This is a genomic window from Flavobacterium sp. ARAG 55.4 (assembly GCF_051846875.1).
In the GTDB taxonomy this organism is placed as follows: domain Bacteria; phylum Bacteroidota; class Bacteroidia; order Flavobacteriales; family Flavobacteriaceae; genus Flavobacterium; species Flavobacterium plantiphilum.
The window spans coordinates 12644-30830 of record NZ_JBPYCT010000014.1 but is presented as its reverse complement, the minus strand read 5'-3'; the positions used below and the strand labels follow the sequence as shown (position 1 = coordinate 30830).

At 34.7% G+C, this 18187-nt stretch carries 13 protein-coding genes and 1 pseudogene; 2 read left to right on the top strand and 12 right to left on the bottom strand.

Going from position 1 to position 18187, the window contains the following annotated elements; genetic code table 11:
* Positions 1–18: 18 nt before the first annotated feature.
* Positions 19–1809, top strand: a complete 1791-nt coding sequence (locus ACSV4D_RS14985; RefSeq protein ID WP_408081985.1) for an SLC13 family permease — start codon at positions 19–21, stop codon at positions 1807–1809.
* Between the two features lie 30 nt (positions 1810–1839).
* Here ACSV4D_RS14985 and ACSV4D_RS14980 read toward each other — a convergent pair whose 3' ends face one another.
* Positions 1840–2208 carry a DUF1801 domain-containing protein gene (locus ACSV4D_RS14980; protein ID WP_439228887.1) on the bottom strand — a complete coding sequence of 123 codons (369 nt, stop codon included), beginning with the start codon at positions 2206–2208 and terminating at the stop codon, positions 1840–1842.
* A 247-nt stretch (positions 2209–2455) separates the two neighbouring features.
* Between ACSV4D_RS14980 and ACSV4D_RS14975 the strand changes: the two genes are divergently transcribed.
* The gene (locus tag ACSV4D_RS14975) at positions 2456–2737 is read left to right on the top strand and encodes a hypothetical protein (protein ID WP_439228886.1); all 282 of its coding nucleotides are present in this window, start codon (positions 2456–2458) and stop codon (positions 2735–2737) included.
* Positions 2738–2855: 118 nt separating this feature from the next.
* On the opposite strand, the gene ACSV4D_RS14970 is transcribed toward ACSV4D_RS14975, so the two are convergent.
* From ACSV4D_RS14970 to ACSV4D_RS14920, 11 genes and pseudogenes are all read right to left on the bottom strand, one after another.
* Positions 2856–3710: an SGNH/GDSL hydrolase family protein gene (locus tag ACSV4D_RS14970; RefSeq protein ID WP_439228885.1), complete on the bottom strand. Its 855-nt coding sequence runs from the start codon at positions 3708–3710 to the stop codon at positions 2856–2858.
* Between the two features lie 267 nt (positions 3711–3977).
* A complete protein-coding gene (locus ACSV4D_RS14965; protein WP_439228884.1) occupies positions 3978–4745 on the bottom strand; it encodes an HNH endonuclease in 768 nt (255 codons plus the stop codon).
* A 400-nt stretch (positions 4746–5145) separates the two neighbouring features.
* On the bottom strand, positions 5146–8493 hold the full coding sequence (secA, locus tag ACSV4D_RS14960) for a preprotein translocase subunit SecA (RefSeq protein WP_439228883.1): 3348 nt from the start codon (positions 8491–8493) through the stop codon (positions 5146–5148).
* 77 nt (positions 8494–8570) lie between these two features.
* Complete coding sequence (locus ACSV4D_RS14955; RefSeq protein ID WP_007138072.1) at positions 8571–8792, bottom strand: DUF2795 domain-containing protein; 222 nt, start codon at positions 8790–8792, stop codon at positions 8571–8573.
* A gap of 176 nt (positions 8793–8968) precedes the next feature.
* Complete coding sequence (locus tag ACSV4D_RS14950; protein WP_408081979.1) at positions 8969–9538, bottom strand: cob(I)yrinic acid a,c-diamide adenosyltransferase; 570 nt, start codon at positions 9536–9538, stop codon at positions 8969–8971.
* A gap of 89 nt (positions 9539–9627) precedes the next feature.
* Complete coding sequence (locus ACSV4D_RS14945; RefSeq protein ID WP_408081978.1) at positions 9628–10314, bottom strand: ABC transporter ATP-binding protein; 687 nt, start codon at positions 10312–10314, stop codon at positions 9628–9630.
* A 110-nt stretch (positions 10315–10424) separates the two neighbouring features.
* The gene (locus ACSV4D_RS14940) at positions 10425–11204 is read right to left on the bottom strand and encodes an O-methyltransferase (RefSeq protein ID WP_439228882.1); all 780 of its coding nucleotides are present in this window, start codon (positions 11202–11204) and stop codon (positions 10425–10427) included.
* A gap of 125 nt (positions 11205–11329) precedes the next feature.
* Positions 11330–11998, bottom strand: a complete 669-nt coding sequence (locus ACSV4D_RS14935) for a 3-keto-disaccharide hydrolase (RefSeq protein ID WP_439228881.1) — start codon at positions 11996–11998, stop codon at positions 11330–11332.
* A 32-nt stretch (positions 11999–12030) separates the two neighbouring features.
* A complete protein-coding gene (locus tag ACSV4D_RS14930; RefSeq protein WP_439228880.1) occupies positions 12031–12369 on the bottom strand; it encodes a cupin domain-containing protein in 339 nt (112 codons plus the stop codon).
* Positions 12370–13017: 648 nt separating this feature from the next.
* A pseudogene (locus tag ACSV4D_RS14925) lies at positions 13018–14616 on the bottom strand (RagB/SusD family nutrient uptake outer membrane protein); the annotation flags it as partial.
* 19 nt (positions 14617–14635) lie between these two features.
* Positions 14636–17956, bottom strand: coding sequence for a SusC/RagA family TonB-linked outer membrane protein (locus tag ACSV4D_RS14920; RefSeq protein WP_439228879.1), 3321 nt, complete (start codon positions 17954–17956; stop codon positions 14636–14638).
* Positions 17957–18187 lie beyond the last annotated feature (231 nt).

The following is an 18187-nucleotide window of genomic DNA, read 5'->3' as shown; positions in this document are numbered from 1 at the left end:
TTTCTAATATAAAAAGTCATGACTCTCTCTATAGCCATTGTAACAGGAATTTTGCTTATAGCATTTGCTTTGTTTATAAGCGAAAAATTTACGGTGGATAAAACGGCTTTTTTTATATTATCAAGTCTGTTAATTACCGGTGTGGTTACACCTGAAGAAGCGATTTCAGGTTTTTCGGATAATGCTGTTCTAACCATTTTGTGTCTGATGATTATCGCTATCAGTTTAGAAAAAAATGGTGTGGTTTCTTTAATGGCTCAAAAGATTATTCCGATTGTTAAAAAATTACCCATTTGGATTTTTTTACCTTTATTAATGATGACTGTTGGCTTTTTCTCAGGATTCATCGCCACTACAGCCGTTGTAATTATTTTTATAAAATTGGTAAATGAACTGGATAAACTGGGGAAAATAGATCGTTCTAAGGTGCTTTTACCCATTTCTTTTGCAGGAATCTTAGGTGGTAGTTGTACTTTGATGGGAACAAGTACGAATCTGATTGTTTCAGATATTTCAAGAAAAAGCGGAATAGGGCGTTTTGAATTTTTTGAATTTTCAATTGCAGGAGTTATCTTTTTACTGGTTTCAATTCCTATTATTTATATTCTGGCCAATAAATTTTTACCTAAGACGCCAAACGAAGAAAAGATTGATATTCATAATAAATTTGGTTATATCACTGCAGTAAAAATTAAATCGGGTTCACGATTAATAGGTAAAAAAGCTTCTGAAACTGAAATCTGGGATGAAAATGATATTCGTTTAATTAAAGTGCAACGTGGAAAACGCCATTTAAAAAGCGATTTAAAATCAGAAGTCCTACAGGAAAATGATATTCTCTGGCTGGATTTAACTTTAGAAGATTTAACAGCACAGACTGAAAGTCTGGGATTAAATATTTTAGGAGTTGATCAGGATTTAATCGAAGAGCATTTTACAAATGAATACCATGAGGTTATTATTTTACCCAACTCCCGCTTTATTAATATGTCTATTGAAGAGTTTAATGATACGCTGCCCGATAATGTATATGTAAAAGGAATCAGCAGTGATAAGAAGCGCTCGCATCATGATAATTATTTTAAAAAAATATTTTCTAAAAAATTTATCATTCCCGGCAACCGTGTTTTACTTACAGGAAGTTTACCGGAGATTCAGAAAATTGCAAACAATAATAATTTGCTTTTTGCTAATACAGTAATCACTAATCCGCGTATTCCAACTTATAAAAAAATAATTTCTTTTATTGCTATTTTACTGGTAATTGTACTGTCGGCAACAAATACTTTTTCTATTCTGAAGAGTTGTATTCTTGGAGTTGCTTTGTGTCTGTTTTCGGGCTGTATTCAGTTAAAAGATGCTTATACAGGGATCAACTGGCAGGTCATTTTTTTATTAGCAGGTATGATACCCTTAGGAATTGCGATGCACAATACCGGAACGGATATGTTTATTGCTAATTATTTGTATCTGGTGTTAAAGTCCGTTCCTGCTTCTGTAATTATATCTATCATTTTTGCTTTTACGATGCTGATGAGCGGATTTGTATCTAACAATGCCACAGCAATTATAATTGCACCCATTGTTATAGCAATCGCAGCAAAATTGAATATGGATCCCAAACCTCTATTATATGCGGTGATGTTTGGAGCTAATTTTAGTTTTTATACCCCAATGGGATATCAGACTAATGCAATTATTTATGGTTTAGGAATTTATAAGTTCAGACATTTTTTAATAATTGGAAGTATTCTGTCAGTTGTATTGTTAGTTTTAGCTTCTTTTTTATTGCCATTTTTGTATTTGTAAAATAGATTTTACTGCTAAAGGAGGTATTTTTTATTTTATTTTGATGATTCCGTTTTTGTATAAATCTAATGCTTTTTGCAAGATAGCTTCAATTTGCTGTAAAGGTAAATCCTGGTGGGGATTGATTCTGAAAATTTTCATTCGGGAGCGTTGTCCCTGTTCTAATTCCGGATAATCCAGATGTTTTCCTTCTGCGAATAATAAATAAGGTTCTGCTGTTTTTTTATCGGTCCATAAATAACAGAATATCTTTTTTTTATAACAATAGCAAGGCATTCCCCATTTTAGTGTTTCCGTAACAAAAGGATCCTGATGAAGAATAATACTTCTCAGAGCCAGTAAACAATCTCTGTTTACTCCTTGTTTGCTTAGAAAATAATGCTGTATCTGATCGTTCATTTTTTTTTATTATTAGCTAACAATCAGTGAAAAAGAGAATAGTTAAAATTTTCCCCAATTGGATACGCTAAGTGTTGTTATATTCAATGTAATTTAAGAATATTTCTGGAAAATTAATAAAATATTGGCATTTAAAAAAAAGATATTTTTTAAATTTATATATGCGCTCATCGCAGCAATTATAAGCATTTAAAGCTTTTGTTATTTTGTTCCGGTGAAGAGTAATTATTAATTAAATTTTAGAATTATGACAGCAGAATTTGCAACAATTGAAAAAGAAAACATTGCTTCTCTTATGTTCCCAAAAACAGATGTCCTGGAGGATGACAACGAAATTAAAACACGAATAAGTGAAATAAACCGGGCTTTGGCATTAGGAAATTTAGAGCATTCAAAAATTAAGATTTTCTTTGAAGACAGTGAATCAAAAAAAATGGTAAATACTACTGTCTGGGCGGTGACGGATAAAAATGTTGTGTTAAAACAGGGGGTAGTTATCCCGATTAACAGAATATATAAATTATTCTAGCTTACAAATTATCATTATTATCCAATTATCTAATAATAAATTAACTTTTGGCTATAAGCATAAAAAACGGCGCAGGTCTCAACGGAGTCTGCGCCGTTTTTTATTTGAATGCAATCCTTTATTCCCTGACAAAACCCGAAGGCAAAGCCAGTAATTGATATTGAATTGTTTTGGCTAAACGGTAATCACCCGATGCGTTTGGATGTAAGCGGTCTGTTTCTTTATTATGAAAATATTGCAGTTGTTTATCAGCCATTGGAAACAAACCGCTTGTACTGTATAAATCAATCAGTGGCACCGCCCAGTTTGAAGCCGCCTGTTTCAGTACATTAACATAATCATCAATATAAAGACCACGCTCGTTAGCAAAGTTCTCATCAGGTTGTACATTTTTTTCATTGAATTTGGCATACCCCCTGTGAATAGGAGTCATAATAATAATCTGTTGTTGCGGATAATTGTTTTTCAGGAATGACATGGCTTTGTTGATACGTCCGCAAAAGGTCGAGTCATTCAGATTTGGAGTTCGGTATTTGCGTGTGACCTCTTGTCCGTTATAATTGGTTTGCTTTGTCGTTTCAGTAAAAAACTCACCCAGCGGAGTGCCATGCATGTAGTCATTGGTTCCGGCAAATAATATTATGGCATCAATATTTGTTCCTTTTTCAGTCTGTAATTTTTCTGCCTGCCTGTAAATGTGATTCCATTGATTTCCACTAATGCCATATACAAATGATTCAATTCCCAGCAATTCATTCAGGTACTCCCAATATACATAAGTGGTACCCACACGGCGTTTATCAGTCATCGAATCGCCCAGAAAAGCGACACGCTTGCCGGCCCATTGGGAATCTAATGTTTTTTCATGCTCTGTTAGTACTGTTTTTGGAACCGCAGTTACAGCAGGCTGTTGTGCAAATAAGCTAAAACTTACTGAGATAAGAATACAAATGGTTGTTAGTGTTTTTTTCATGAATTTATTATTTTATTATTGTTGAGAAATCGACCACAGATGATACAGATGGAACGGATTGTCACCGATTTTTTAAGTCTCAGTACCCCCAGTTTTGTCATTCCGAAGAATGAGGAATCTCATCTAGTAACTCGACAAAGTATATTATTTTGTTGCCTTTTTATTGATTATTTGCTCACTGTTGCGGGGACGGAAAACATTTCCGCGCTATCGGGTTTTCTATGCTGACCGCTAACGTTCTATTGTAGCAAGTGTAAGCAGTAGTCATTATATTGATGGAGTGAAATCATCTGGAATCTTTACAGTTAATTTTCCACTTTGTATAGATTCAGGATTCGCTTCTGGATTAAATGCAATAATCATTGCTAATTTATATTTATCTTTTGGAACGTTTGCAAATTTGTATTCTCTAATTAAACTTTTTCCAAAAAACCTTATACCTGATTCATTAAATTTTATAATTTGTTTTTCGTGTTCAATTAAATAGCGTGTTTTGTCAGCAATTTCTAAATCTGAATATATATCAGATAAATCTCGAAGATTGTCAAAAAACTCGCTCGCTTCAATTGATAAAGTTGTATCAATTATTGAGCTTGAATCAAAGAAGTAAAAATGAGCATTTTTTATTATGATGTCCAATTGAACGTGATTTTTAATTTCATCTAAAACTTCACAATTGTTTACACTTCGAATATAATCTTGTAAATCTTTTTCTAACGCATTTTCAACCCACTTTTCGTGATTGTTTTTTAGATTAACTATTATTTCATAAGTAAAAGTTTCTGGAAAATCATCGATTAATTTATGGTCATTTGCACAAAGTAAAATAAGATTACTATTGTCGTCATAATCAGCCATTTTTTTTACGTTCCCTCTCGGACCTTTTTCCTTTGAAGAAATGATATGACATTCTTCTCCAAGAATAAAATTAGAATTATTAATTTCAAATTTTTGGATTAAATGCTTTTTACAAATAGCACATCTATTCCCTGATTTAGACCATAATATCTTTCGTGTCTTAACTTTTATTGTCATTTTTGGTATGGTTACTACTAATTTGTATATAGGTCTGACAAAATCAGACTTATATACCTTAATTTCATTGTATAAGTCTTATTATAATCGGATTTATTTAATCCCAAATATATAGAAATTAACTTATGAATAAAATAAATTCTAAACTAGCCCCGATAGAAGTGGAAATCCTTTTTATTTTGTATTTCGACAGGCTCAATAGGACAAAATAAAAAGATTGTAACGGATAGCGGGAGGAAGGTTCATTGAAAACACAAAAAGTGCTGCTCCTAAAAAGAAAAGATTCTGAAATGAATTCAGAATAAAAAAAATCCCCAAATACTTTCGTAATTGGGGATTCTCCTATTTATTTGTCTGTTCCGAAACTTGGGATTGCGAATTGAATACTGCTTTCTGAAAACTATTCATTCACAATAACCCATTCGCCGGTTGCTAATAAAGCTTCTGCTTTTTTGTATTTCATAGATTCCGTTTTTCCGGTAGCTATTTGCTGAACGGTTACGGTATCGTTACGATTGATTTTTGGCATATCGCGTACAATAGTTTCCGTTACCTGACGTTGCTGAGTTTCGCCAGCTTCGCGGTTCATGCTCTCGCTATTTGGGATTTCATCTTTGCTTAATTGCAATTTTTCTTTAGGACGCACTACTTCTCTGGCTTCTTCAATTTCAGGAGCCGATTGTTGCGGTAAATCACCTTTGAACAGGAATGAAATAACTTCCTTGTTGATTCCGTTTAGCATGCTGTTAAACAGGTTGAAAGCTTCAAACTTATAGATAAGCAACGGATCTTTTTGTTCGTGAACGGCCAATTGAACAGATTGTTTCAGTTCGTCCATTTTACGCAGGTGTTTTTTCCAGGCTTCATCAACAATAGAAAGGGTGATGTTTTTCTCGAAATCAGCGATTAATTGTTTTCCTTCTGTTTCGTATGCTTTTTTCAGATCAGTTACTACGCTTAATGCTTTTACACCATCCGTAAACGGAACCACAATGCGCTCAAACTGATTGTTTGGATCTTCGAAAATATTTTTTACAATAGGGAAGGCTTCTCTGGCGCTGCGATCACATTTTTCGTTATAGTATTTTAGTGCTTCTTTATACACTTTTCCGGTTAATTCGATTTCGTTTAATCTTGTGAACTCCGCTTCTGTTACCGGAGAAGTGATGGAGAAATAACGAATTAAATCAAACTCAAATGTTTTATAATCGTTAGTCGCTTTAGTATTCTGAACGAATAATTCGCAGGTGTCATACAACATGTTTGCGATGTCCAGTTTCAAACGCTCTCCAAACAAGGCGTGACGACGACGTTTGTAAACTACTTCACGTTGTGCGTTCATCACGTCATCATATTCTAATAAACGTTTACGAACACCAAAGTTATTTTCTTCTACTTTTTTCTGAGCACGCTCGATAGATTTAGTCATCATCGAATGCTGGATAACTTCACCTTCTTCCAGTCCCATACGGTCCATAACTTTAGCTACTCTTTCAGAACCAAATAAACGCATCAGGTTGTCTTCCAGAGACACATAAAACTGAGAACTTCCCGGATCTCCCTGACGACCGGCACGACCACGCAACTGACGGTCAACACGACGGGAATCGTGACGCTCAGTACCTACAATGGCTAAACCTCCGGCAGCTTTTACTTCGGCAGATAATTTAATATCGGTACCACGACCAGCCATGTTAGTTGCAATAGTAACTACTCCGGCTTTTCCTGCTTCCTCAACAATTTGTGCCTCTTGTTTGTGCATTTTTGCATTCAATACATTATGCGTAACTCCTCTCATTTTAAGCATACGGCTTAATAATTCAGAGATTTCAACAGAAGTGGTACCAATCAGTACAGGACGACCTGCTTTAGACAATTCAGTTACATCTTCGATAACGGCATTGAATTTTTCACGGGTAGTTTTATAGATAAAATCTTCTTTGTCTTGTCTTGCAATCGGACGGTTAGTAGGTATTTCAACTACGTCTAATTTATAGATTTCCCAAAGCTCGCCAGCCTCAGTAACAGCTGTACCGGTCATACCGGCAAGTTTGTTGTACATTCTGAAATAGTTTTGCAAAGTTACCGTTGCAAAAGTCTGAGTGGCAGCTTCGATTTTTACGTTTTCTTTAGCTTCAATTGCCTGATGCAATCCGTCAGAATAACGACGACCGTCCATGATACGACCTGTCTGCTCATCGACAATCATGATTTTGTTGTCCATGATTACGTATTCTACATCTTTTTCGAATAAAGAATACGCTTTTAAAAGTTGTGTTAAAGTGTGAATACGTTCACTTTTAATACTGAAATCCTGGAATAATTTTTCTTTTTCTTCCGCTTCAGCGTCTTTGTCTAATTTTTGTTTTTCGATATTGGCAATTTCAGTTCCAATGTCCGGTAACACGAAAAAGTCAGCATCTGTATCTCCTGAAAGAAATTTGATTCCGTTATCAGTCAGTTCTACCTGATTGTTTTTTTCTTCAATTACAAAATACAGGGCTTCATCAACTTTAGGCATTTCGCGGTTGTTGTCCTGCATGTATTGGTTTTCTGTTTTTTGAAGCAATTGTTTGATTCCTTCTTCACTTAAAAACTTAATCAAAGCTTTGTTTTTAGGTAAACTTCTGTAAGCTCTCAACAGCATGAAACCACCATCTTTAGTGTTTCCCTCTTTGATTAATTTTTTAGCCTCAGTCAGGAAACCTGTTGCTAACTGACGTTGTAATCCAACCAGTGTTTCAATTTTTGGCTTCAATTCGTTGAATTCGTGTCGGTCTCCCTGCGGAACCGGTCCAGAAATAATCAATGGTGTTCTGGCATCATCAATTAATACCGAATCCACCTCATCGACAATGGCAAAATTGTGTTTTCTTTGAACCAGATCAGATGGCGAATGTGCCATGTTGTCTCTCAGGTAGTCAAAACCAAATTCGTTATTAGTACCATACGTAATATCTGCGTCATACGCTTTTTTTCTTCCTTCAGAATTTGGCTGGTGATTGTCGATACAATCTACAGTCATTCCGTGGAATTCAAATAAAGGTGCTTTCCAGGTGCTGTCACGTTTTGCCAGATAGTCATTCACGGTTACTAAATGCACTCCGTTTCCGGTTAATGCATTTAAGTATAAAGGCAGGGTTGCTACCAGTGTTTTTCCTTCCCCTGTTTGCATTTCGGCCACTTTCCCCTGGTGCAATACCATACCACCAATCAGCTGAACATCATAGTGAATCATGTCCCAGGTGATTTCTTTACCGGCAGCATTCCATTTGTTTAACCAGATGGCGTTATCTCCTTCGATGCTTACATAGGTTTTAGTAGCAGAAAATTCACGGTCTTTAGCGGTAGCAGTAACGGTAATTTCGCTGTTTTCTTTAAAACGTCGTGCCGTTTCTTTTACCACTGCAAAAGCTTCCGGGAGAATTTCCATTAAAGTTTTTTCAGAAATAGTATAGGCTTCTTTTTCAAGCGCATCAATTTCTGTATAGATATCTTCTCTTTTATCAATATCCTCAATATTTTCAACTTCTGCTTTTAAAGCAGCAATTTTGGTGTCGAGAGCAGCACGTGCCTGCTGGATTGTATCTTTAAAAAAAGTGGTTCTGTTTCTCAATTCATCATGAGATAAACTGATTAACTGACTTTCAAAAGATTTTATTTTATTGATATAAGGTTGTAAAGCTTTTACATCTTTTTCGGATTTATCTCCGACGAAAGCTTTAATAATGCTGTTTATGAAACTCATAATAGTTTGTATTTCAAATTAATTTATCTCTATGGTGAACCAAAAAAAAAGCCTCTTTTGAGACTTTTTCTTAGTTTTTAATATTCATCCTCATTCCAAAGATAGTCTTCGTCAGTAGGGTAATCTGGCCAGATTTCTTCCATCGATTCGTATATCTCGCCTTCATCTTCAATAGATTGTAGGTTTTCAACTACTTCTAGTGGAGCTCCTGCACGTATAGCGTAATCAATAAGTTCGTCTTTGTTAGCAGGCCATGGGGCATCGCTAAGATAGGATGCTAATTCTAATGTCCAATACATCTTTTGTCGATTTAGTTTTGTGCAAAAATAATTTTTTTACTGAAAAAGACAAGTAAAAAATCATTTATTTTATGTTAAAGTTAAGAACGTTGTTTTATTTATAATTTTTGATTTAAAACGCATTATTTTTAAAAATTTTTTGAAGTTATCTCATAATTTAATAAAAATCTAAAATCTCATTTCCTCGGAATCCATTTGACTTCCTCAGCGTTCAAATCATGGGTCAACTTTCGTGCCAACACAAAAAGATAGTCAGAAAGTCGGTTTAAATAACGGATTACTATTTCCGGAATGGTTTCATTATGACTTAAATGTACGGTTAAGCGTTCTGCACGGCGGCAAATGCAACGCGCAATATGACAATGTGACACAGTAGGATGTCCGCCCGGCAACACAAAATGTGTCATTTGAGGCAATTTAGTTTCCATGGTGTCAATTTCTTTTTCTAATAATTCAATATCCGATTCGATGATTCCCAGATTTTGTAATCTTGGTTGACCATTTTTTAAGGTAGTTTTGTCTTCAGGTGTTGCCAAAATGGCTCCCACAGTAAACAATCGGTCCTGAATCTCGATTAAAATAGTTTTATAATGAGAATCCATTTCCTGATCCCGAATCAGTCCGATATAGGAATTCAGCTCATCTGTAGTCCCGTAGCTTTCAATCCGGATATGGTCTTTAGGAACCCGGCTTCCGCCAAAAAGTGCTGTTGTTCCTTTATCTCCGGTTTTGGTGTATATTTTCATTTTAAAAATTTTAGATTTTAGAGTTCTGATTTTAGATTAAATGTTGTAATCTAAAAATTAAGATTTAATCTAAAATCAGAAATCTAAAATTATTTTGTAGTGTCACTTTCAATCATTCCGTCACGCAAACGAATAATCCGGTGCGCATAATCCGCAATTTCTTCTTCGTGTGTTACTAAAATCACAGTATTGCCTTGCGCATGAATATCATTAAAAAGATTCATGATTTCTACGGAAGTTTTACTATCTAAGTTTCCTGTAGGTTCATCGGCAAGAATAATAGAAGGTTTGTTGACTAAAGCTCTTGCCACAGCTACACGCTGGCGTTGTCCTCCTGAAAGCTGGTTGGGCTGATGATCCATTCGGTCGGCCAGATTGACTTGCTTGAGTACTTCAGTAGCTCTGGTATTTCGTTCCGATTTTGGGTATCCCGCATAAATCATGGGTAATGCTACATTATCCAGAGCTGTAGTTCTGGGTAATAAATTAAAAGTTTGAAAAACAAAACCAATTTCGGTATTGCGAATTCCTGCCAGTTCATCATCTTTCATCTTACTTACATCCTTTCCGTTTAAGATATAGGTTCCGGATGTGGGAGTGTCTAAACAGCCTAAAAGATTCATTAAGGTGGACTTTCCCGAACCCGAAGGTCCCATAAGTGCCACGTATTCTCCTTTATTAATTTCTAAATTGATTCCTTTTAATACATAAACAATTTCGTCTCCTAGTACAAAATTTCGTTTTATATCCGATATTTTAATTAATGGCTTGCTCATAATTTCAGGTTTCGATTTAGAATTTATTTTCGAAAAACCAAAGCTAAAAAATCATTTAGTAATAAGTGAATATTATTGTGAAAATCTTATGATTTAGGACAAAAAATAGCTTATACTCTAATGGTAAAATGCTCTTTGGGTTGTTCTCTTCTAAAAAAAACAAGTCCCCACTGAAAAGTGTCAATAGTTACAGAGACTTTAGAATGTTTTTTAATGGTTTCCCAAGCTTCTTCCATATCGGCAGACCAGTGAATGTCATCAAAAATCCATACACTATCATTTGTAATTGTTGGGAGTAAAGACTCAAAATAGTCTAAAGTGGCTTTTTTAGAATGATTGCCGTCAAAGTAAATTAAGTTGTAAGTTGTGAGTTGTGAGTTGTGCGTTGCGAGGTATTTTGAAAATTCAGTTGTAATCAATTCAACATTATTTATATTATATAATTGCAATTGTTTTTTTGCAATTGCCATTGTGTTTGCACAACCTTCTAATGTTGTAATACTTGCTTTTGGATTTCCTAAAGCCAAGGCTGAAGTAGCTAATCCTAAAGAAGTACCTAATTCCAAAATGTTTTCCGGTTTGAAATATGCAGTAATTCGAAATAATAATTGGGCTCTTTTTTTAGAAATCCCAGCCGTTTTGGCAATTTGGGCAATCGCTCTGGTATTTGATTTAAATACTTTAGAACCGGCGCCGAAATCGGTAACTTCAATACTGTTTTTATTCTTTAAAAGCGCATTGCGATAGTCTTCCAATATTTCGTATTCCGGTTTTGGTTTTTTATCGTAAAAACATTTGGTAATCAAACTAAAAACAAAAGGGGAGTGTACCGCATGTTCGTTTTTTGAATGCCAAAGGAATTTTAGATACGCTTTGATTTGGAAAAACATAGATTGATAAAAGGATTTACTTTTTCTTAAAAAAAAATGCCACAGATTTAAAAGATTTACACCCATTAATCCATGCTAATCTTTTAAATCTCGGGCAAAAATAAAAGAATTTCTTTTGACTAAGATTATTTACACTTTTTAATATTCACTTTTCTAAAATCAATTGGGAAACCTTCGTATTGCAATAAAATTCTACCTTCGGTAACCGATGATTCCGTTCCTTTATTGACTAATTTTCCGTTTAGTTTTTGAGTAATAACCCCATTTTTAGAAGTAACCTCAAGTTTGTTCCATGCTCCGATAGTTTTTTCAGCATCGATAAAACGTTTGGTGACTACACTTTTTCCTGGTTCTGTTTTTGTTCCATTGATGTTTAAAGTTACTTCTTGTAACAAAACAAAATCACCGGTGGCACCTTCTTTTATTTGAAACTGAATTCCTTTAGGCCATAAAACATCTGGAGTTTCAGCAGGAACCAGATACATGACACCGCTGTTTTTATTATTGCTTTTTTTAGCAAATTTAGTGTCAGTGTTCCAGCGGAATTCAACCGTTAATTTGAAATTTTTAAAAGATTGTTCTGACATCAAATAGCCCGCTTTTGGACCATACATACGGATGATGTTATCTTCTACCGAAAATAGTTCGGCAGCATGGTTTACTTTTCCTTTTTCTTCCCCAAAAGCATACCAGCCTTTTAAGTCTTTTTGGTTGAAAAGTTTGATGCGTTGGGCATTACTATTTTGCGAAAGCAGCAATAGAACAATAAATAAGAAACGATACACGTGATTCATAATGCTATTTTTTATTTTCTAAATTAGAAATATTACGAAATAAAATCTGCTCTAAGTGGCGTAAAACTATCTACTAGTTTTACATACTCGGATAAGGTTTGGATGCTGTGATTTAAATTGGATTCAATTTTAAAAACATCACCTTCTTCTAGTAGGTATTCTCGATCTTCGACAAATAATTTTAGCGAACCCGAAGCTACATAGGTAATTTGTTCGTGAACGTGTTTGTGCGGTGGATCCGGGTTTTCCATTGGTCCGTTAAGGAATTCAATAATGGTAACCATTAAATGATCTAAATGAACAATCTTGCGCATTAAGGACGGATTTGAATTTACTGCTTCAAATCCTTCTTTGTTTTTTATTACTTCCATAAGTGTTTGTAGATAGGAGGCTCAAAGTACTAAAATAATTTCGGGAAAAGATATGTTTGAGGCAAAAAAAACCTCCGTTTTTTACGACGGAGGAATTTAATTTAATTAATCTAAGAATTAATATTATTCGGATGCATGTCCATAACCCTGTGTAATATTACCATTAGATTGAGAAAGCGTTATAAAACTGAAAGCTCTGATATAGCGTGGAGGATATCCTGCCGCATAATAATTGTCCTGATAGCCTTTAAAAATATCTGATGTGTATTGACTTTCGTTGTTTACAATATTGATTCCCCATTTTGTTTTTACATATCCGGCATTTTCCAGATCAGTAGCTTCCTGACTATTTGGATTTATGTAGCGATATAAACCTTTAATAGCTATATTTCTGTTTCCAGAATCAGCTGTAAATCCGTTACCGGAATTATAAGCGGATCCCGTCCATTTGTCACAGTTTCCTCTCCATCCCGGTGTTAATACTGGGTAATTTGGATTTGATTCGTCTACATTAGCATTTCCTGTTAGCATAGTAGATATTCCAAAAGAAGTCATGTTGACCGCTTTTGTCCAAATATAATTAGAGATAGTTAACCCTGTTTCAGGGAAAGTATAATATCCATTAGTTTTTAAACCGTTAACCATTGCAATTTGTCTGTCACGAAGTTTTTTGATTCTTTCTGGCATTTTTCCGGATATAATCATGTCCCAACGTGTATGTCCTTCACCTGTTAATTCTAATTTACGTTCTTCTAAAATAGCATCGATTAATGAGGCACCTGATAAAGCATTTACATAGCTTGTTACTTTTGCAGCTTGATCGGCCGCTGAAAAAGCACGGCTGCGTACTTTGGTTAAGTATATTTTGGCATTGGCTTCGTCATCTAAAAGAGCGTAAGCGTAAGAAAGATCTAAAATGACGTCGGCTAAACGCATTTGTACCCAGTTACATCCTGATGAACGTTGTGCGGCAGTGTAAGGATCTTTCATGCGGCTTTCATCTAATTTATTATTAGCCAGACCTCCTTTTTCTCTGCTACCAGGAGAAAAATCGATTAGTTTTTCTGAACAGGCTCCAGAGTTGGCTGTTACAGCTACTGTTACATCTCTGCGCATATCTTTTGGGTCATATTCACCATAGTAAAAAGAAGCATAGATTCGGCTTTGGCCATATGATTTACATGGATAGGCATTGGATCCTCCACCACCTGAAGGTCGGCCAAAAGCGTATGGAAATTCTGAAGTTCCTACAGCTCTTGTAGTTCCTGTTTCAAAAATAGATTCAGGACTTACTGTTAAATCCATAATGTATTGAAAGTGACGTTGAAAAGGATTGTTGAAATTAGCTGCCCTGTCGTCAGAAATAATTAAATGAGCAGAACCGGAATTATCGACTAATTGTTGTAAGTATTCTTTAGCAATTGCGATGTATGTTTTATAATCAGAACGGCGAACATATTTAGCATTCCAGTATTCAGTACCTTTTTGTTCAAAGCTTACATTTCCATAGTCGAAATCGGTACGACGCGTTTGAAAACCACCCGCAGCTAAAGCCATTTTTCCTATTAAACCCTGAACAAATGAACGAGTAAAACGTTCTGCTGTTAATCCACCTTCTCCTATACGATACATCAGCGGCTCTACTTTTTTCAAAGCCGCTATCTCATTATCGTAAATAATATCACGAGATGTTAATCCTGTGTTTGCTAATTGCTCTAAGTCTCTTACAGGAACATCAAAATAAGGAACATCTCCAAAATATTTTATCAGATAATGGTACATATTAGCCCTAAAAGCTATAGCTTCTCCATAAAGTTGTGTCCATTCAGTTATTTTATTTGCTGCAACGGCATCCTGATATTCTTTTTTAGCTCCAATTGTTTCAATCATTATATTGGATCGACCAATAATCTTATAAGCATTTGCAAAAAAATCTTTTGGATTTGTTTCATTAATGTTTAGTTCAGTTGCAAAAAGACCTTCTGCAATATGACGCGTTTGAGCGCTATAGGCTTCAGGGTGGCATTCAGAGTCAGAACCCACAACTTCAGTGTCGTAGAACATTGGTGAATCTGCTGTTCTCCAAATGTCATAATTTCCAACAAGGGCTTTGTAAGCTTCACTAGGAGAAGTAAAAACAAAATCTTCATCTAATTGAGAAGGTGATTGTACTTCTAAGAAATCTTTGTTGCATGCTGTGTTTAACAGAACAAAAAAGGACAGTAAGAAATATATTAATTTTTTCATAATTTAATTAGATTAGAAATTAAAATTCAACATTAACCCCAAAGGTAAAAGAACGTGGACGAGGATAAGAACCGTAATCAAGACCAGGTGTAGGATAATCACCGTTTCTTGAAGGATCAGGATTCACTTCCGGATCAAGTCCATTATAACCGGTTAGTGTGAAGACATTATAGATAGTTCCGTAAACTCTTAAACTATTGAGTCCTATTTTGCTTAAAAAAGTTTCGGGAAGTGAATATCCAAGAGTGAATGTATTCAATCTCAAGAAAGAACCGTCTTCAATTGCATATGTAGAAGTCATTGTTTTTTCTGCAAAAGGAATGAAAGTTGTCGTTTTTGCATTTAGAGCATCTAAATCAGCAGGAGCGACTACAGGAGTTATCTGTCCATTAATTACATCATATATTTTGTATGCTCCAGCTAATTCTTGAAGCCTGTTTCTAAAAAGTCCGGATTCTTTGTTCCCTTGGTACGCGTTTAAGTGGTTAGCATTATAGATATCATTGCCATAACTCCAGTTAAAATCTAAACCGAAATCAAAATTTTTATAATTTCCACTTAAATTGAATCCGCCTGTATGTTTAGGGTTCATGTTTCCTATTACGGTTAAATCATCATCATTAATAATTCCGTCTCCGTTAAGATCTTTGTATTTTGGAACCCCAGGATAAGCTGTTTGTGAATTAGGTTTGTGTTCTGTTGTTCCGTAGACGGTAGAAAGATAACCGCTGGCAATGTCTGGTATTCCTGATTTTAGAGTGTATGTTCCTGCTCCACCGGCATTATAATCAAAATCATTTGTGGTGTACCAGCCTTCGTAAATCCAGCCACGAACTAAACCTACAGGTTTTCCAACTTCAAAAATGTAATCCCCTGATGCAGGAGAGTTATTAATTCCGCCCCAGGCAGAACTATAAGCAGGATTAATACCTTCTCCTAACTTATCAATATTTCCTTTATTAATATTAATATTAACACTACCATGTAAATTAAAATCTTTAGCTTTTACAATTGCACCACTTAATGATATTTCAATTCCTTTGTTGCTTGTAGCTCCTATATTATCGTACATTGCAGAAAATCCGCTAATTGGGGGGATAGGTCTAAGTAAGAGAAGATCTTTTACTGTATTTTTATAAACATCTATTGTCCCTGTTATTTTATTATTGAAAAGACTGAAGTCTAAACCAATGTTTCTGGTGATAGTTGTTTCCCATTTCAAATTAGGATTATTAAGTGTTGAAGCAGGGACATAACCAAGTTGTTGTGTTTCATTTAGAGAATAGCCGGTTAACCCGCTAGATTCCCATCTCATTTTCCATAGTCCGGAATTAATTCCATCACTACCTACAGTTCCATAAGAAACACGCATTTTTAAACTGCTTAACCAATTAACGTTCTTTAAGAAATTTTCATCAGACACACGCCAGGCAAATGCTCCAGCAGGGAAATATCCCCAACGATTTGACGGAGCAAATCTTGATGATCCATCTGCACGGAACGTGGCAGTAAAAAGATATTTATCCATAAATGAATAATTAGCTCTTCCAAAATAGGAGTTTAATCGGTTAGGTGTACCAGTGTCTGAAGTAAAACCTCCATATTTAGAATCTGAGCGGTCATACGAGTCCATGTTTGCATAAGCACGATCAGCATCAAAAGAAACCGGATATCTTCTTCCAAAAACATAAGTACTTTCAGAACCTGAATCGGCTACTTCCATCCCTCCAAGAACTGTTAAAGAATGATTATCTCCAAGTCCCTGAACTTGATAATTTAATGTGTTTACCCAGCGGTAATTCCATCCTTGGGTAGCATTAATAGAGGCATCTCCACTAAAAGTTTTATTACCTTCCGAATCTATATATCTTTGGTAAATAGCACCTTGCCATATTTTTCTTCTTCCCCAACCTGTGTTTAATCCTAAATTAGTTTTAGCAGTAAGTCCTTTGATTATTTCCCAATCTAAAGATGCATTTGCAACTAATGAGTTTGAAATATCTTTATCGGTGTAATCATTGATACGATTTACCGGGCTGTAAAGATCATTTAAAAGATTTTCATAGTCTCCTAACTGGGTGTTTATTGTTACATCTGATTCTCCTAAAATATCATTTTTTGCAATAGGACGAAACCAATAAGCAGAAGTTAAAAGTGAGCCTCCTCCTGAACTTGTTCCTTCATTTCCAATTGTCTCTTCTTGGCTGTATCGTGTGTTAAGATTAAAGTTTATCTTATCACCAAGTTTTTGATCCAATTTGAATAAAACATTGGAACGTTTATAAGATGTATTTAATTTCATCCCTTCCTGATCAATATGATTTATAGAAAAAAGATATTTTGTTTTATCATTACCGCTTGAAATGTTGAAGTCATGGTTGTGAGAAAAAGAACTGTTGTAGACCTTTTTACTAAAATCTTCACTTTTTACAGTTTTATAATAATCAATACCGTCACTATTGCTTCCATTAAATTCATTACCTATTAACCATAATTTTTCCCATGCATTTGCATAACCATCTCCAATTGCCTGAGCATATGCCCAGTTATATTTTATATAATCGTATCCTTTCATTACAGGTAAATACCCTGTAGGGGTGTTAAATTGGGTATAGCCATCATAAGTGATTTTTGTTTTTCCGCTTTTTCCACTTTTTGTAGTTACCATGATAACACCATTTGCACCTCTTGCTCCATAAATAGCAGTTGACGAAGCATCTTTTAGTACGTCAATACTAAGTATTTGACTTCCGGGGATATTGCTGATAGTACTTACGGGAAATCCATCTACAATGTAAAGAGGTTCATTGCTTTGTGAAATTGATCCACCTCCTCTTACGCGGATTGAAATATTTGCTCCAGGTCTACCGTCCTGAGCTACTACATTTACTCCGGCTAATTTTCCCTGAAGCGCTTGTGCAACATTGGCAACTGGTGCCCGATTGATTTCCTCTGATGTTACAGAAGCAACAGAACCTGTAAGATCTTTCCTTTTAGATGTTCCGTATCCAATTACTACAATTTCATCGAGTTGATTGCTTTCTTCGGTTAAGCTAATATTTATTGTAGTTTTTCCGATTACTGGAGATTCACTCGTTTTGTAGCCAATATAACTAAATTGTAATATTCCTTTAGAATCAACTTTAATACTATAATTACCGTCTAAATCTGTTGATGTACCTTGGGTGGTACTTTTAATAAGTACAGTAACTCCCGGGAGAGGCATTCCTGTTTTTGCATCTTTAACAACACCTGTTATGGTAGTTTGTTGTCCAAGCATTGGTAAATAAAATAGTATTCCAAGTAAGATGAAGTAATACTTCTTGTTTAATGCATTCATAATTTTTTTTTTGGTTTTAATTTCGATAATCGTTTTAGTTGTGTTTTTAATTCTTTTAATTCATTTTTTTTGTAAGTTTTGATTCGTAATTCATTTAAATTGTAATCGATTACATTTAGCGAATGTAATAAAAAAAGTTATAATTAGTTAAAAAAAACCAAAAAAAATATATATAGTATATAAAAAAACAGATAAAAAAACACATATGGTTTTTTTTATCCGTTTTTTTTA

Excerpts from the sequence above, each read along its gene's own strand:
- ACSV4D_RS14930 (WP_439228880.1), bottom strand. The coding sequence starts at position 12,369 with ATGGAAGTAATAAAAAACAAAGAAGGATTTGAAGCAGTAAATTCAAAT.
- secA (WP_439228883.1), bottom strand. The coding sequence starts at position 8,493 with ATGAGTTTCATAAACAGCATTATTAAAGCTTTCGTCGGAGATAAATCC.
- ACSV4D_RS14985 (WP_408081985.1), top strand. The coding sequence starts at position 19 with ATGACTCTCTCTATAGCCATTGTAACAGGAATTTTGCTTATAGCATTT.
- ACSV4D_RS14980 (WP_439228887.1), bottom strand. The coding sequence starts at position 2,208 with ATGAACGATCAGATACAGCATTATTTTCTAAGCAAACAAGGAGTAAAC.
- ACSV4D_RS14950 (WP_408081979.1), bottom strand. The coding sequence starts at position 9,538 with ATGAAAATATACACCAAAACCGGAGATAAAGGAACAACAGCACTTTTT.
- ACSV4D_RS14955 (WP_007138072.1), bottom strand. The coding sequence starts at position 8,792 with ATGTATTGGACATTAGAATTAGCATCCTATCTTAGCGATGCCCCATGG.
- ACSV4D_RS14975 (WP_439228886.1), top strand. The coding sequence starts at position 2,456 with ATGACAGCAGAATTTGCAACAATTGAAAAAGAAAACATTGCTTCTCTT.
- ACSV4D_RS14970 (WP_439228885.1), bottom strand. The coding sequence starts at position 3,710 with ATGAAAAAAACACTAACAACCATTTGTATTCTTATCTCAGTAAGTTTT.
- ACSV4D_RS14940 (WP_439228882.1), bottom strand. The coding sequence starts at position 11,204 with ATGTTTTTCCAAATCAAAGCGTATCTAAAATTCCTTTGGCATTCAAAA.
- ACSV4D_RS14935 (WP_439228881.1), bottom strand. The coding sequence starts at position 11,998 with ATGAATCACGTGTATCGTTTCTTATTTATTGTTCTATTGCTGCTTTCG.
- ACSV4D_RS14945 (WP_408081978.1), bottom strand. The coding sequence starts at position 10,314 with ATGAGCAAGCCATTAATTAAAATATCGGATATAAAACGAAATTTTGTA.
- ACSV4D_RS14920 (WP_439228879.1), bottom strand. The coding sequence starts at position 17,956 with ATGAATGCATTAAACAAGAAGTATTACTTCATCTTACTTGGAATACTA.
- ACSV4D_RS14965 (WP_439228884.1), bottom strand. The coding sequence starts at position 4,745 with ATGACAATAAAAGTTAAGACACGAAAGATATTATGGTCTAAATCAGGG.